Source organism: Actinocrinis sp. (assembly GCF_035946395.1).
In the GTDB taxonomy this organism is placed as follows: domain Bacteria; phylum Actinomycetota; class Actinomycetes; order Streptomycetales; family Catenulisporaceae; genus Actinocrinis.
Genome location: NZ_DASYZI010000402.1, coordinates 13,908 through 27,136, shown reverse-complemented (window position 1 = coordinate 27,136; position 13,229 = coordinate 13,908). Strand labels below are relative to the sequence as shown.

Here is a 13,229-nt window from a genome sequence, read left to right as displayed (position 1 = left end):
CGACCGCTGGCTGGCCGCCGGGGTCTCGCCCTCGGTCCCGGCCGACACCGGGCCGAAACCGCTGGCCGGGCTCACCCTGGTGATCACCGGCACGCTGACCGGCTTCACCCGCGATGGAGCCAAGGACGCCGCGCAGGCCGCAGGCGCGAAGGTGTCCGGCTCCGTGTCGAAGAAGACCTCGTACGTGGTGGTCGGAGAGAATCCGGGTTCGAAACACGACAAAGCAGTCGAACTCGGTGTTCCGGTGCTCAACGAGGAGGGTTTCCGTCGGCTGCTTGAGGAGGGTCCGCCTGCGGAGGCGGCGGCTGGCGGTGGCGATGGCGCAGAGCGTGACGAGAGTGACAGCTCAGACAGTGCCGACGGCGCCGACGGCGCCTAAAAAGGCCGTGCCAAGAGCCGGTGCCTACGTGACGCAGTGCCTATGTGACACAGCGTCAAGGAGGCGGCATCCAAGAGGCGGTGCCCAAGGCGTGGTGTCCAGGGATGTCGTGTCCAGGGGCGCGCTGCCCAAGGGACTGTGGCGGCTGTGGCAGCTACTGGACGGCGCGTCAGGTTGACTGCTCTACACTTCTACACTCACGCTTAACTTCAGGCTAACTTCATAAGACCAGGATGGCGGCGTGGCGGATGACATGTCAGATAAGCTGTCCGCGATATGAAGTTCCCCGTCAGGGGCGGCGTAATCCTGCCAATATCAATCCGGCCTGTTTGAGTCACGATCCGTGGCAAGCCCTCGCATGAGTACGAGCGTTACGAATAACCTGGGTCGGTCGGAACCGGTCGGAGCTGCCCGGGACCGCGGCCGGGCTCCCTGACGGCCGCGCGGCGGCAACAGGGATGCGCGAGAGACCACGGCGAGGGCGGATGGCGGAGGCGGTGAACCGGACCGACGCCTTCGCGCGCCCGCTCGCCTTCCGGGCCTATCTCACGGCCATCAACGTGGCGGGCGTCTGCGTCATCGGCTATGCCGCGGCCCGCCTCGTTCACGAAATCGGCGTCAGCCGCCTACAGGGTTCAGGGGCGGCGTGGCTGCTCGGCTTCCTCGTCGTCATCGGCGAGCTGCGCCCCGTGCTGGCCCGGCACGAGCACGACGGGTCCTCCACCGCGGTCGCCTTCTCGCTCGGCCTGATCAGCCTGTCCGGCTGGCACGCCGCGGTGATCGCGCAGGCCGCAGCGGTGATCGTGTCCGGGGTCGCCAATCGGCACGCCTGGTGGCGTACCTCCTTCAACGTCACTCAGTACTCGTTCTCGCTCGCCCTCGGCGGCCTGGCCTTCGGGCTCTTCTTCCGACATCCGATCGCGTTCGGCCTCGCGCTCGGCTGGCACCGCGCGTTCGCGCTGGTGGTGGCCGGCATCGTGTACGCGGTGGCGAACCACCTGTTCGTCTGGGTCGCACTGTCGCTCTCCCGCGGTGTGCCGGTGGCCGACCTGATCCGGCGCGAGGGGTCGCACCAGTTCCGCGCGACCGGCGCCATGGTGGTCCTGGCCCCGTTGGTCGGCTCGGTGGCGCTGAGCGATCCGTGGCTGCTGCCGCTCTTCGTGCCGGTGCTGCTGATCGTGCACGGCAACGCCGAGGCGGGCCGCGAGCGCGAGTGGGAGTCCAACCACGACGAGCTGACCGAGCTGCCCAACCGCAAGCTGCTGCGCCAACACGGCGAGCAGGCCTTGGCCGAGGCGGCGCGCACCGGGCGGCTCGTCGGCCTGCTGCTGCTCGACCTGGACCGGTTCAAGGAGGTCAACGACACTCTCGGCCATCTGACGGGTGATCAGCTGTTGCGCGTCGTCGCCACCCGGCTGGTCTGCGCGGTCGGCCCGGAGGACACCGTCGCGCGGCTCGGCGGCGACGAGTTCGCGGTGCTGCTGCCCAACGTCGCCGACGAGGCCGAAGCGGTGGAGATCGCGCAGCGGCTGGCCGACACCTTCTCGGACTCGTTCCCCATGCACGGGATAACGCTCGACCTCGAAGTGTCGGTCGGCGTCGCGCTCTACCCGGAGCACGCCGAGGAGTTCGAGCAGCTGTTGCAGCGCGCCGACGTGGCGATGTACCTGGCCAAGAAGTCCCGCTCGGTGGTCGCCCGGTACGAGGCCGGGCGCGACCGCAACACCCCCGACCGGCTCGCCCTGCTCGGCGACCTGCGCCGGGCGTTGGAAGCCGGCGAGGTCCAGCTGCACTACCAGCCGAAGGTGGCCTTCGCGACCGGGCAGGTGGTCGGCTTCGAGGGCTTGGTGCGCTGGCAGCACGCCACCCGCGGCGCGGTGAACCCGGAGGAGTTCGTCGAGCTGGCCGAGCAGACCGGGCTGATGCCGAAACTGACCGAGTACGTGGTCGACCAGGCCCTGGCGCAGACCGCGCGCTGGTGGCGCTCGGGGCTCGCGGTGCCGGTCGCGGTCAACGTCTCGATGCGCGACATCCACTGGCCCGGCTTCGTCCCGGCGATCCAGGCCGGACTGCTCAAGTACGGTGTGCCGCCCACCGCGCTCCAACTGGAGATCACCGAACGCGTCTTGCTGGAGGACCCGCAGCGCGCCGCCGCCACGCTCGGCGGCCTGGAGGCGCTCGGCGTACGCCTCTCCCTCGACGACTTCGGCACCGGCTACTCATCTCTCGTCCTTCTACGCAAGATCCCGGTCAACGAGATCAAGATCGACAAGTCCTTCGTCGCCCGGCTGGCCCACGATCCGGAGGACGCCGCCATCGTGCGCTCCACCGTCGACCTGGCCCACTCGCTCGGCCTGCACGTCGTCGCCGAGGGCGTCGAGGACGACGTCACCTGGGACCGCCTCGCCGCGCTGGGTTGTGACGCCGCGCAGGGCTGGCTGCTGGCCAAGGCGCTGCCCGCGCACGAGGCCACCCGCTGGCTCAACGGCCGCTCCGCCGGGCCGGAGCGCGAGTCATACCTCGTGCGCTGATCTCGTGCGCTGAACTGTCGGCCACCAATCCGCACGCCCTCTTTATCCACAGCCCGAGAAATCCGGCGGGGCCTATGGTCGTCCGCCGACTACGATGGCTCCTGTCGTCAGCGACAGAATCACTCTCTTCGAACTCGACCGTGACCGGTGGCGCAGGGTCGGCCGACGCGCAGTGGCGGACGGGCCCACAGCGGCCCACAAGGCTACGGTTGAGTTTTGAAGAGCCCAGCATCTAACTGTCCGTCAGGAAGGTCCCGGATGCCCTCGATCACCCGCGAGGAGGTCGCACACCTCGCCAAGCTCTCCCGCATCGAACTGAGTGACGCCGAACTCGACCACTTCGCCGGCCAGCTCGACGCGATCGTCGGCGCCGTGGCGCGGGTCGGCGAACTGCCGACCGGGGACGTGCCGCCGACCTCGCACCCGCAGCCGCTGACCAACGTCTTCCGCGCGGACGTGGTGCGCCCGGCCGGCACGCCGATCCTCGACCGCGCCGAGGTGCTCGCCCAGGCGCCCGCCGCCGAGGAAGACCGGTTCCGGGTTCCGCGCATCCTCGGGGAGGAGTAAGAGGTGTCCAACGTCGAAGTCACCCGCCGTACCGCCGCCGACCTGGCTGCGGCGATCGCCTCCGGGGAGCTGACCGCGGTAGAGGTCGCGCAGGCGCACCTGGACCGGATCGCCAAGGTTGACGAGAAGGTGCACGCCTTTCTGCACGTCGACGCGGAAGGCGCCCTCGTCGCCGCGGCCGCCGTGGACGTCAAGCGCGCCAAGGGCGAACCGCTCGGCCCGCTGGCCGGCGTGCCGCTCGCGCTGAAGGACGTGTTCACCACCCGCGGCGTCCCGACCACCTGCGGCTCGAAGATCCTCGAAGGCTGGCTCCCGCCCTACGACGCGACGGTCACCCGCAGGCTGCGCGAAGCCGGCGTCGTGATCCTCGGCAAGACCAACATGGACGAGTTCGCGATGGGCTCCTCCACCGAGAACTCGGCCTACGGCCCGACCCGCAACCCCTGGGACCTGGAACGCATCCCCGGCGGCTCCGGTGGCGGCTCGGCGGCCAGCCTGGCGGCCTTCGAGGCGCCGCTCGCCATCGGCACCGACACCGGCGGCTCGATTCGCCAGCCCGGCGCGGTCACCGGCACAGTCGGGGTCAAGCCAACCTACGGCGGCGTCTCCCGCTTCGGCCTGGTGGCCTTCTCGTCCTCGCTCGACCAGGGCGGTCCCTGCGCGCGCACCGTCCTCGACGCCGCGCTGCTGCACGAGGTGATCGCCGGGTACGACCCGCTCGACTCGACCTCCATCGACGCACCGGTCCCACCGGTGGTCGAGGCCGCACGCCGCGGCGCCACCGAAGGCGTCAAGGGCGTGCGAGTCGGCGTGGTCAAGCAGTTCGACGGCGACGGCTACGCCCCGGGCGTCCGGCAGCGCTTCCACGAGTCGGTGGAGCTGCTGCGCGAGCTCGGCGCCGAGATCGTCGAGATCGACGCCCCCTCCTTCGACTACGCGCTGCCCGCCTACTACCTGATCGCGCCGAGCGAGTGCTCCTCTAACCTGGCCAGGTTCGACGCGATGCGGTACGGCCTGCGGGCCGGCGACGACGGCAGCCGTAGCGCCGAGGAGGTCACCGCGGCCACCCGCGAGGCCGGGTTCGGCCCGGAGGTCAAGCGCCGGATCATGCTCGGCACCTACGCCCTCTCGTCCGGCTACTACGACGCCTACTACGGTCAAGCGCAGAAGGTGCGAACCCTGATCATCCGCGACTTCGAGGCCGCCTTCGCCAAGGCCGACGTGCTGGTCTCGCCGACCACCCCGACCACCGCCTTCAAGATCGGCGAGCGCGCCGACGACCCGATGGCGATGTATCTGGCCGACCTGTGCACGATCCCGACCAACCTGGCCGGCAACGCCGGCATGTCGATCCCCTGCGGCCTGGCCCCGCAGGACGGCCTGCCGGTCGGCTTCCAGATCCTGGCCCCCGCGCTCAAGGACGACCGGCTCTACCGGGTCGGCGCCGCGCTGGAGGCCGCGCTGACCGACCGGTGGGGGCACCCCATGCTGGAGGAGGTCCCGGCGCTGTGAGCAAGCAGTCCAGAGAGGCGAAGCGGGCGAAGAAGGCCAAGCCGCTCGTCAAGGTCCCCAGGGGCAGGATCGGCCGCGCCGTGTTCGCGGGTACCCAGGTCGCCGGCGCCGTCACCGCGGTCCGCGCCATCCGGGACGCCCGCACCAAGGACGACAAGCTCGCGCTCCTGCTCGGCGCGCTGAACGCCGCGGTCCTCGCGGTCACCGTGCTGATCGCCGTGCGCACCATGCGCGCCACCGACGCCGACACGACCACCGCCCCCGAACTGGCCGAGCCGCTGACGCTCGCCGCCGCCGAGCGGTAGAAGGACGCACCCGAGATGACCGTCATGACTGAGGAACTGCTCGGCTTCGACGAGGCGTTGGAGCGGTACGAGCCGGTGATGGGCCTTGAGGTCCACGTGGAACTGGGCACGAGCACGAAGATGTTCTGCTCCTGCCCGACCGTCTTCGGGGCGGAGCCGAACACCCAGGTCTGCCCGACCTGCCTCGGCCTGCCCGGCTCGCTGCCCGTGGTCAACGGCACCGCGGTGGAGTGGGCGATCCGCATCGGGCTGGCGCTGAACTGCGAGATCGCGCCGTGGTGCCGGTTCGCCCGGAAGAACTACTTCTACCCGGACATGCCGAAGAACTTCCAGACCTCGCAGTACGACGAGCCGATCTCGTACAACGGATACCTGGACGTCTCGGTCGAGGGGCAGACCTTCCGGATCGGGATCGAGCGGGCGCACATGGAGGAGGACACCGGCAAGTCCACCCACGTGGGCGGGGCGACCGGCCGGATCCACGGCGCGGAATACTCGCTGGTCGACTACAACCGGGCCGGTATCCCGCTGATCGAGATCGTTACTAAGCCGATCGAGGTACCCGGGCACCTCGCCCCGGCCGTCGCCCGTGCGTATGTCACGGAGCTGCGCGAGCTGATCAGGGCTCTGGGCGTGTCCGAGGCGCGGATGGAGCGCGGGCAGATGCGCTGCGACGTGAACCTCTCGCTACGGCCCAGGGGCGTGACGAAGTTCGGCACCCGCTCGGAGACGAAGAACGTCAACTCGCTGCGTTCGGTGGAGCGCGCGGCCCGCTTCGAGATCCAGCGGCACGCGGCGGTGCTGTCCTCCGGCGGCAAGATCGTGCAGGAGACGCGGCACTTTCACGAGAACAACGGCACGACCACGTCGGGGCGGGTGAAGGAAGAGGCGGAGGACTACCGCTACTTCCCCGAGCCCGACCTGGTACCGGTCGCGCCGTCGCGCGAGTGGGTTGAGCAGTTGCGCGGCACGCTGCCGGAGTCCCCGGCGGTCCGGCGCAGCCGGCTGACCGAGCAGTGGGACATCTCCGACTTCGACATGCAGTCGGTGGTCAACGCGGGGGCGCTGGAAGCGATCGTGGCGACCATCGACGCGGGCGCCGCGGCGGACCAGGCACGCAAGTGGTGGACCGGCGAGCTGGCCCGGATCGCGAACGAGCGCGGCGTCGAGGTGGCCGAGTTGCCGATCGCCCCGGATCAGGTGGCCCGGATCGTCGCGCTGGTCAAGGCGGGGGAGCTGACCGACAAGCTGGCCCGGCAGGTGGTCGAGGGCGTGCTCGCGGGGGAGGGCGACCCGGACGCGGTCGTCGCGGCCCGCGGCCTGAAGGTGGTCTCGGACGACTCCGCGCTGCTCGCGGCGATCGACGAGGCCATCGCGGCCAACGCGCAGGTCGCCGACAAGATCCGCGCGGGCAACCAGGCCGCCGCCGGAGTGCTCATCGGCGCGGTGATGAAGGCGACCCGCGGCCAGGCGAACGCCGCACGTGTACGCGAATTGGTGCTCAGCCGCCTGTCCTGATCGGAGGCGGACGCCGCGGCTTGAACGCTGCGGCGAGGTCGTGGAATCAGGGGCCGCGGAAGCAGGAGTGGGGCACGGAAGCCGGCGGGAGCAGGCGGTGTGGTCACTGCGGTTGTGACGCACCGCTGCCCGGTCGAGTCTGGCCGGTCGAGTCTGCCAAGTCGAGTCTGCCCGGGCAGCGGTGCTTTTGTGGTTCGATCCGTCTACTGAAGCAGCTCCGCCTGCAAGGTCACCGTCTGTAGGAAGGACGCTGGCGGCTGGCTTGCCGGACCGGACTGGATCACCAGCGCGATCACGTCGCCCGAGACGAACGCGCCGTATCGGGTCGCCTTACTTGCCGTGGTGACTACCGAGTAGTCGCCGCTCGCATCGGTCGTCGGGCTCACGGTTTTCGAGACGCTCCCGGCTGGCACGGCGCTCAGCGCGGCGGACAGCGAGACGTGGTCGCCGTTGGTCACCGAGAGGTCCTTTGACGCGTTCGCCGCGGCCGGGCCGTCCGCGAACTGAAGAAGATAGATGTTGGTGGTCGCGCCGTCGGCGGTCGTCCACGAGGTTGTCGCGGTGTGTCGCAGACCGTACTGGGCGAACGTGACCTTGGTACTGGAGCTGTTGAAGAGCCTGTACGCGTTGTCGAACCAGCCGCTCGCCCCCGCGCTGGGCATGGTCGCGCCGATCGGATGAGGCAACAGCAGCTGCCTGATGTCGGCTAGGTGCTGCATCGCGTTCTGGTTGGCCGACGCGCTGGGCACCGGCTGCCCGGCCGGCAGCGTCGGCAGTGCGAGCGTCGGGAAGGCGTAGCGGCCATCGGAAGCCGTGCTCAGACCGGGGATGTCCGTGCGCTGTGGAACGCTGATGGCGTACGTGATGCCGCCTGCGATCGCGAGTGCCAGGGCGGCGGCGCCGGTCCAGCGCAGAGCGTTGCGACGCGCGCGTGAGCGGCGTGCGGCCGCCTCGATCCGCGCTGCTTCGAGTTGCGCCGTTTCGATCGCCGTAGCCTCGGCCTGTGCTTCTTCGACTCGTGCTGCTTCGTTCTGCTCCGCGTTGACCGGCTCCGCGTCGAACCGGGCCGGGTCGGAGGATCCTGTGTCAGTCATCGTCTGAGGTCTCACCGGTCGATGGTCTGAGAGGTCTTGAGCCGGTCGAGCTGCTGCGCGACCAGCGTTGCGATCGAGTTCATGTCGAGCGGCGCCTCGCCCTGCGCATCGACGACCACCTCGACGTCACCGCTGGAGGCGACGCACAGCATCTCGTCGAGCTGGTCGCTGCCGAGTCCGGGTGGGAGCACGCACTTCGCACGGCCGTAGCCGGGCACCGGGGGTCCGGTGCGGAACACGTTGAGGTCGGAGACGAGGCTGTCGAAGTCGTCGGCGGCGCTCTTGGCGTCCTTGACGTCGAATTGCAGCAGTTCGATCGACACGACCTCGGTCGAGTTCGACGAACTGGTCGACAGCGTGCGGACGGCGACCCCCTTGAGGTGGGTGTTCGCCAGCACGCCCTTCGCGCTCGACAGATCGGATTTCGGGATGCCGGACAGCAGGTCCTCAAGCTGCGTGGTGACTTGCGCAGCGCTGGTGTAGCTGTTGTCGCCGTAGTTCCCGTCGTCCGGTCCCGGCGTGTAACCGTTTGGGATCGGCAGCAGGTACGCGAACAGCGAGCCGTAGTGCGAGCCGTCGAATCGCACGCCACCGGTCACCGGCGTGGAGATTGCGGCCTGCGCGGCCTGGGCTACAGCGATTGCCTGGTCGTTGCGGTGCTGGCGTTGCTTGACGATGTACGTGCCGATCCCGGCGCCGATTGCGATGGACAGTGCGGCCCCCGCCGCGATCAGCACCCTGCCGGGTGAGGATCGGCGAGGCGGTGTGGCTGATGTGGCCGGGGCTGGGGCTGGGGCCGGGTCTGCGGCGAGCCACGTGGGCGGGTTCGGCGCGAGCGGGTTGTGCGGTGCGGGTAGGTAGGGTGGTTGGCTCTCGTGCTCGGCCGCCGTCCCGGACGTGCCGGTCTGCGTCTCCGATTCCATCACAGCCTCGCCATCTGGCGCGTGATCAGGTCATTGATGATCGCGGGATCGGGCACGCGCGTGGTGGACGTGACCCAGAAGTAGACGGCCAGGTCACCGTGTATGGCGATCGCGTGGTCGTCGTTCTCGTCGTGGTTGTCCACGTATTCGTATCCGGCCGCGGCGATTCCGGTGGGCAGCGTCAGCTTGTTTCGGCCGGAGAACGTGGTCAGGTCGACGGCGGGCCAGTTCGAGTTTCCGGGCTGGTACTGGAAGATCCGGATCTCGACGTAGGTGCCGTCGCTGAGGTTCCAGGCGGTGTCGGCGATCCGCGCGACGCCGTCGATCACGTTGGTGGAAAAGCAGCCCGCCGAATTATCACATGTGCCGGCCTCGTCGATCAGGCTCATATACCGGTGATCGTCCAAGGTCGCCTTCGCGCCGGACGGCGTGGGCAGCAGCAGCGCAGCCAGGTCCCCATCAGTGTTCGTCGCATCGTCCACGTTCGCGGGCAGCGCCGATGGCCGCGTGCCGACGTACAGTGGACTGCGCGGGTAGACCGGCTGGGCGACGCTCAGCGGAGGCAGTGGAGTCGGCTTACGCAGCGCCTGCACGGTGTAACCGCCGGCGACGCCACCCAGAAAACCGAGGGCGAGCGCTCCCGCGAACAGGCTGCGGGTCCGAATCGTCCGCTTCTTCTTCGGTGCGGTGTCTGCGACCGTTTCAGATGCGACTGCCTCGGATGCGACCGCTTCGGGCACGACTGCTGCCTCGGGTTCGGTCGGCTCGGGCAGGGGCTTGCCGGGGGCAAGCATCGCGGTTTCCTCAGCCGGTTCGTCAGCCATGGGACAGCCTGCCGTACTCGGCGATCATCAGATTCGACAGGTCGGCCTGCGGCAGGGACTGCGAGCCATAGACGTCGACCTGGTAGAACGTGTCGCCTTCGGTATAGACGCCGATCAGGCTGTAGAGGCCGTCCGTGTGCTTCTCACGTGCCATCGCCCCCGGCTCGCCGGGGATCGAGAACGACGTCCAGTCGCTTCCGTTCAGCTGGAAGCCCTGAAGCCAGGAGTTCGCGTTGTCGCCCGAGTCGAACTGGAGCAGTTCGACGCTCACGTTCGCGCCCAAATCGCTGTCCTGATACGTACGTGTGGCGCCGGCTTTGAAGCCCAACTGTTCGAGCGCGGACTTGACCTGCGAGTCTCCGCCGTACTCCTTCAGAATGTCGTCGAGGCCCTCGCGTGTGCCGTCAGGGTCGCCCTGCACCGAGCCCGGCGTTTCGGGCGGCGGCAGCAGGAAGTAGCGCAGGTCGCCGCGGTGCACGCCGTCGCGTACCGATCCGACCACCGTCGAGCGCGGGCTCGGCGACGGGGACGGTGAGGCGGAAACGCGCACGGTACTTGAGGCGCTGGCTGACGACGGACTGGTCGCAGCCGGGCTCGCTGAGGTCGACGCGAGCGCGGCGACGTTCACCGGTGCCGGCGACGCTACAGCGACGACGGCTGCGGCGGTGCCAGCCGCCAGCGCAACGTACGAGGCGCCGATCGCCGTGGCGATCAGCGCTCGATGACGTTGCCTACGCGGCGCGTCCGACGCGGTGTCCGGCGTGTCGGCGGCTGGTGCCGAGGCGGCCGTGGCCTCGGCTGCGGCATCCGTCACGACGCCCGCCGTCATCTCGGTGGCGATGTGGGCCGTGATCGCCGTTTCCGGCTGCTGCGGCGCTTGAGCGCCGTCTGTCAGATCGATGTCCTGCTCCGGAGCGTCCGTGTGCGGACCATCCGGAGGCAGCGACGAGGCATTGTCCACCCCGTGCACCCCGTTCCTCCCCCAGGAGATGTGGCCGTCGGGATCCCCACCCGATGGCCAACCATTCATACCATTCATACACCGTGTGCGACGCGGCGACTACAGCGCCTGATTGATTGCACGCGCACGCCCGTATTGATGAATGCTGCGCCCGATCTTCTGACTCATCACCGAGGGCATCCGCCAAGTGTCGTAGAGTGAAGGGTCGCCGTCGCGGAACAGGGGAGCGCCACCGGACCGCACGCGGTGCCGATCCGCACGATCAGAACCGGGACGATGGCCGCCATCCGGAACCGACCGGCGGGGACTGCACGCGCAGCCGCCGCCGTTTCCGCTGTAGCCGTGCTGGCCTGCGCCTACACGGTCGGCTCGGTGTTGCACTGGGGCTCGCCGACCCGCCCCGGCGAGGGTGCGCCGTACACCCTGGCCGACGTCATGGGGGATTTCGGCCTGGCCGCCGTCGCCGCGCTCGCCGCGGTCTCCTGCGCGGGCCGGGCGCTGGTGGCACACGGGCGGCTGCGCGTGTCCTGGTTCCTGTTCGCCGCCTCTGCACTGGTCGCCGGGCTCGGCAACGGCGTGTGGGGCTGGTACGAGATCGTGCTGCGCAACGCGCCGCCGTCGCCGTCGGTGGCCGACTGGATGTTCCTGTTCTTCGGGCCGTTCGCGATGGCCGGCACGGTCGTGCACCACCGTGGTCCGGGCGCCGCGATCGGCTGGCTGAAACTGGCGCTCGACGGCGTGCTGATCGCCGGGGCGCTGTTCACCGGCGGCTGGGCGGTCGCCCTCGCGCACGAGGCCGGTTCGGACGGCGGCTCCCCGCTGCGAGTGGCGCTGAGCCTGGCTTATCCGGTCTTCGACATCTTGCTGGTCAGCCTGGTGATCGCGCTGCGTTTTCAAGGCGGGCGCCGGGACGGCGCCTCGATGGCCACACTGGTCGCCGGGTACTCGGTGATCGTCGTCTCGGACGCGATCTGGACCATTCCGTCCGTGCGCGCCGACTACACCTCCGGCGAGCTGCTCGACGCGGGCTGGTTTCTCGGTTATCTGATGCTCGCGGTCGCGCCCTGGATGAGCGTGTGGACCCGGGGCGTACAGCGGCACCGGGCGCGGCACTGGATGCACGCGTCGCTTGCCTCGGGGCTGCGTCGCGCGCTGTTCCTGCTCGGCCTGCTGTTCCCGTACATCGCCGGAGTGATCTGTCTGGCCGGGATCATGGTCGACGGGCTGAACGGCGACCACCGGGTGCACCCGGCGCTGCTCGCCACCGGAGGGACCGTGCTGACCGCGCTGGTGGTGCGCCAAGGGGTCACGCTGCTGGAGAACCAGCGGCTGACCCGGCAGCTCTCGGTGCGCGAGGACCACTTCCGCTCGCTGGTGCAGGGCTCCAGTGACGTCATCATGACCGTCGACCCGGGCGGTCGGCTCGGCTACGTCTCCCCGGCGGTCCTGCACGTTTTCGGCTACGCGCCGGAGAGCCTGGCCGACACCTCGCTCTACCACCTCGTGCACCCGGACGACCGGCGGCCGGTCGCGCGCGCGATGCAGCGCTTCCTCGCGGGTAGCGCGGTCTCGGCTGCGATCGAGTGCCGGATCAGGGCAGCGCAGCCGCTGCCGCTCGACGGCGGCACCGCGCTGTGGCGGCATGCCGAGTCGACGCTGACCCGGCACCGCGGCGGCCTCGTCTTCACCTGCCGGGATGTCAGCGACCGCGTCGCTCTCCAGCAGCAGCTCGCCTATACCGCGTACCACGACTCGCTGACCGGTCTGCCGAACCGCGCACTGTTCGCCGAACGCCTGGAACAGGCGCTGGTGCAGCGTTCCGTGTCGAAGCACCCGGTCGCAGTGCTCTTCCTCGACCTGGACTGGTTCAAGGCGGTCAACGACGCCGGCGGGCACGCCGCCGGCGACGCGCTGCTGACCGAGGTCGCTGCCCGGCTGCGCGGCTCGGTGCGCACCGGCGACACGGTCGCCCGGTTCGGTGGCGACGAGTTCGCGGCCATCGTGCAGGGCGGACCGGAAGGCCGCACCGCACACGACGTCGCGCACCGTCTGCACGCCGCGCTCACCCGGCCCTACCTGCTGCTCGGCGCGCGCTTCGTGGTCGGTGCGTCGATCGGCGTGGCCTTCTGGCGCCTCGGGGCCACCGCCGCGGAGCTCATGCGAGAGGCCGATCTGGCGATGTATCAGGCCAAGGCCGGTGGCAAGGGCCGCGTGGTGACCTATCGGCCCGCGCCGACGATGCCGTCGGCGCGGGCAGACGGCGTCGAGCACGCGGACGGCGTGACGTACATGGACGGCAACACCTTCCCGGGCGGTGCTCGTGATACGGCCAGGTGAACAACGCAGCCGTGAGGACAATCATGAGATCCGCTTGTCCGGATTCCGAGACGGCTTCGCGCCCGGCTTGACGGAGCCGGTCCGGCCGCGAGAGTGTCTAGCCCATGCGGATCGCCTTTATGCACGCACACGAGCTCGTACTCGGCCAGCGCGCCGGCTGACAGCCTCCGGGCTCCACGCCAGCGCGCATCCCTCGGTTGCCCTTACGGGCCGGGGGATTTTTTGTTGGCCAAGAAGACGCGTCCCGGGCGGCGGCCCGGACCGAGCGAGAGAAGCCA

At 69.6% G+C, this 13,229-nt stretch carries 11 protein-coding genes; 7 read left to right on the top strand and 4 right to left on the bottom strand.

Annotated elements, in window-relative coordinates; translation table 11 throughout:
* The 6 genes from VGS97_RS25370 to gatB all read left to right on the top strand — a co-directional run.
* Nucleotides 1-379 (top strand): BRCT domain-containing protein (locus VGS97_RS25370; protein ID WP_326856169.1); only part of this gene is annotated, 379 nt, incomplete at its 5' end.
* A 485-nt stretch (nt 380-864) separates the two neighbouring features.
* Nucleotides 865-2,910, top strand: a complete 2,046-nt coding sequence (locus VGS97_RS25365) for a bifunctional diguanylate cyclase/phosphodiesterase (RefSeq protein ID WP_326856167.1) — start codon at nt 865-867, stop codon at nt 2,908-2,910.
* A gap of 258 nt (nt 2,911-3,168) precedes the next feature.
* Complete coding sequence (gene gatC / locus VGS97_RS25360) at nt 3,169-3,477, top strand: Asp-tRNA(Asn)/Glu-tRNA(Gln) amidotransferase subunit GatC (RefSeq protein WP_326856166.1); 309 nt, start codon at nt 3,169-3,171, stop codon at nt 3,475-3,477.
* A gap of 3 nt (nt 3,478-3,480) precedes the next feature.
* Nucleotides 3,481-4,989, top strand: coding sequence for an Asp-tRNA(Asn)/Glu-tRNA(Gln) amidotransferase subunit GatA (gene gatA / locus VGS97_RS25355; protein ID WP_326856165.1), 1,509 nt, complete (start codon nt 3,481-3,483; stop codon nt 4,987-4,989).
* On the top strand, nt 4,986-5,294 hold the full coding sequence (locus VGS97_RS25350; protein WP_326856164.1) for a hypothetical protein: 309 nt from the start codon (nt 4,986-4,988) through the stop codon (nt 5,292-5,294). The genes gatA and VGS97_RS25350 overlap by 4 nt, the downstream gene beginning before the upstream one ends.
* 15 nt (nt 5,295-5,309) lie before the next feature.
* Nucleotides 5,310-6,812 (top strand): Asp-tRNA(Asn)/Glu-tRNA(Gln) amidotransferase subunit GatB, encoded by a 1,503-nt coding sequence (gene gatB, locus VGS97_RS25345; RefSeq protein ID WP_326856163.1) that lies wholly within the window; start codon nt 5,310-5,312, stop codon nt 6,810-6,812.
* 203 nt (nt 6,813-7,015) lie between these two features.
* Here gatB and VGS97_RS25340 read toward each other — a convergent pair whose 3' ends face one another.
* From VGS97_RS25340 to VGS97_RS25325, 4 genes are read right to left on the bottom strand one after another with little or no spacing between them, the layout of a single operon-like run.
* Complete coding sequence (locus VGS97_RS25340; protein WP_326856162.1) at nt 7,016-7,906, bottom strand: hypothetical protein; 891 nt, start codon at nt 7,904-7,906, stop codon at nt 7,016-7,018.
* An 11-nt stretch (nt 7,907-7,917) separates the two neighbouring features.
* Nucleotides 7,918-8,829, bottom strand: a complete 912-nt coding sequence (locus VGS97_RS25335) for a hypothetical protein (protein ID WP_326856161.1) — start codon at nt 8,827-8,829, stop codon at nt 7,918-7,920.
* Complete coding sequence (locus VGS97_RS25330) at nt 8,829-9,653, bottom strand: hypothetical protein (protein ID WP_326856160.1); 825 nt, start codon at nt 9,651-9,653, stop codon at nt 8,829-8,831. The genes VGS97_RS25335 and VGS97_RS25330 overlap by 1 nt, the downstream gene beginning before the upstream one ends.
* Nucleotides 9,646-10,623: a hypothetical protein gene (locus VGS97_RS25325; RefSeq protein WP_326856159.1), complete on the bottom strand. Its 978-nt coding sequence runs from the start codon at nt 10,621-10,623 to the stop codon at nt 9,646-9,648. The genes VGS97_RS25330 and VGS97_RS25325 overlap by 8 nt, the downstream gene beginning before the upstream one ends.
* 267 nt (nt 10,624-10,890) lie before the next feature.
* On the opposite strand from VGS97_RS25325, the gene VGS97_RS25320 reads away from it, so the two are divergent.
* Nucleotides 10,891-12,951 (top strand): diguanylate cyclase domain-containing protein, encoded by a 2,061-nt coding sequence (locus tag VGS97_RS25320; protein WP_326856158.1) that lies wholly within the window; start codon nt 10,891-10,893, stop codon nt 12,949-12,951.
* Nucleotides 12,952-13,229 lie beyond the last annotated feature (278 nt).

Excerpts from the sequence above, each read along its gene's own strand:
- VGS97_RS25365 (WP_326856167.1), top strand. The coding sequence starts at position 865 with ATGGCGGAGGCGGTGAACCGGACCGACGCCTTCGCGCGCCCGCTCGCC.
- gatC (WP_326856166.1), top strand. The coding sequence starts at position 3,169 with ATGCCCTCGATCACCCGCGAGGAGGTCGCACACCTCGCCAAGCTCTCC.
- gatB (WP_326856163.1), top strand. The coding sequence starts at position 5,310 with ATGACCGTCATGACTGAGGAACTGCTCGGCTTCGACGAGGCGTTGGAG.
- VGS97_RS25340 (WP_326856162.1), bottom strand. The coding sequence starts at position 7,906 with ATGACTGACACAGGATCCTCCGACCCGGCCCGGTTCGACGCGGAGCCG.
- VGS97_RS25335 (WP_326856161.1), bottom strand. The coding sequence starts at position 8,829 with ATGGAATCGGAGACGCAGACCGGCACGTCCGGGACGGCGGCCGAGCAC.
- VGS97_RS25330 (WP_326856160.1), bottom strand. The coding sequence starts at position 9,653 with ATGGCTGACGAACCGGCTGAGGAAACCGCGATGCTTGCCCCCGGCAAG.
- VGS97_RS25320 (WP_326856158.1), top strand. The coding sequence starts at position 10,891 with ATGGCCGCCATCCGGAACCGACCGGCGGGGACTGCACGCGCAGCCGCC.